Below are 207 nucleotides of genomic sequence, written 5' to 3'. Positions count from 1 at the left end.
ATCCCGAGGTTGCGGTCGAGGACCACGGTCGCCAGGCCGCTGGCGTTGAACAGGTTGCGCAGGTCGCCGTTCGCCCGGTCGAGGTCGTCGATCTTGCCGCTCAGCTCGCTGTTGACCGTCTGCAGCTCCTCGTTGAGCGACTGCAGCTCCTCCTTGGACGCTTCCAGCTCCTCGTTGGTCGATTGCAGCTCCTCGTTGACCGAGATC

General features: G+C 64.3%; 1 pseudogene. It reads right to left on the bottom strand.

Going from position 1 to position 207, the window contains the following annotated elements:
* Positions 1–207 (bottom strand): annotated as a pseudogene (locus MFF64_RS37740) (CheR family methyltransferase); the annotation flags it as partial.

It is taken from the genome of Methylobacterium frigidaeris, from assembly GCF_022179185.1.
GTDB classification, from domain to species: Bacteria; Pseudomonadota; Alphaproteobacteria; order Rhizobiales; family Beijerinckiaceae; genus Methylobacterium; species Methylobacterium frigidaeris.
Note: the sequence above shows the minus strand (reverse complement) of the source record. Positions and strands in the feature narration are given on the sequence as shown.